The organism is Streptomyces niveiscabiei, from assembly GCF_033794345.1.
GTDB lineage: Bacteria > Actinomycetota > Actinomycetes > Streptomycetales > Streptomycetaceae > Streptomyces > Streptomyces niveiscabiei.
Map to the genome: position 1 here is coordinate 1 of NZ_JARAYJ010000113.1, position 1,073 is coordinate 1,073.

Here is a 1,073-nt window from a genome sequence, read left to right on the forward strand (position 1 = left end):
GACCTCAACGTGGAGGCCGCGACGCAGGTCGCCCACGCCATCAGCGTGCACAAGTCGGACATCGAGTCGGACTACTACACGGCGGTGGACGACCTCAGCAAGGACCACGAACCCGGCGCCGGGATGATCGGCACCGTCGACTTCAACTCCGCGACCCTCTACCGCTACGCGGCCGTGGACGTCGACGAACTGCACCGCAACCTCGGTCTCGGCCTCCAAGCGGACGAGCCTCCGAGCACCCCGGCGGAGAAAGCGGTCACCGCGTTCCTGGAGGCGTTCATCACCTCCCTGCCGACCGGAAAGATCAACACCTTCGGCAACCACACCCTCCCCTCCGCCGTGATCGTGAAGCTGCGCGACCGACGGCCGGTGAGCTTCGTCAGCGCCTTCGAGGAACCCGTGCCACAGGGCTCGAAGGGCGGGTACCTCCGGCAGAGCTGCCAGCAACTCGCCGAGTACGTACCGAACTTCGAGAAGCAGTACGGCATCGAGACGGCACACGACCACAGCTGGGTCTTCCGCGTCGGCAACGAGACCGAGGCACTCGCCCCGCTCGGCCGGGCCGTCTCCCTGAAGACCCTGCTGGAGGAAGTACGCGGGGCGGTGGCGCAGCGGCTGGGGTCCGGAGCATGACGAGTCGCCCGGCCGGTACGGCGGTGCTTCTGTTGCGGCTCGCCGGTCCCATGCAGTCCTGGGGTTCGTCGGCCCGCTTCGCCCGCCGCGGCACCGAGAACGCGCCCACCAAGAGCGGCGTGCTCGGCCTGCTCGCCGCCGCCGAGGGCCGCCCGCGCGATGCGGACCTCTCCGACCTGGCCGCGCTGCGGTTCGGCGTACGGATCGACCAACCCGGCTCCCGGCTGCGGGACTTCCACACCGCGCACCACGCCGACACGGGCAAGTCCATGCCGCTGTCCGAGCGGTTCTACCTCTCCGACGCCGTGTTCGTGGCGGGGGTCGAGGGCGATCCAGCACTACTGCGACACCTTTACGACGCCGTACGCGCACCACGCTTCCTCCCCTACCTCGGCCGACGCTCCTGTCCCCCTTCTCACCCTCTCGACCTGGGGGAACCG

At 69.3% G+C, this 1,073-nt stretch carries 2 protein-coding genes; both read left to right on the forward strand.

Going from position 1 to position 1,073, the window contains the following annotated elements; all coding sequences use genetic code 11:
* A partial coding sequence (locus tag PV682_RS44075) for a type I-E CRISPR-associated protein Cas7/Cse4/CasC (RefSeq protein WP_319738601.1) occupies positions 1 to 633 on the forward strand: 633 nt, incomplete at its 5' end.
* Positions 630 to 1,073: type I-E CRISPR-associated protein Cas5/CasD (gene cas5e, locus PV682_RS44080; RefSeq protein ID WP_319738603.1), on the forward strand; the 444-nt coding region annotated here is incomplete at its 3' end. The genes PV682_RS44075 and cas5e, both read left to right, overlap by 4 nt.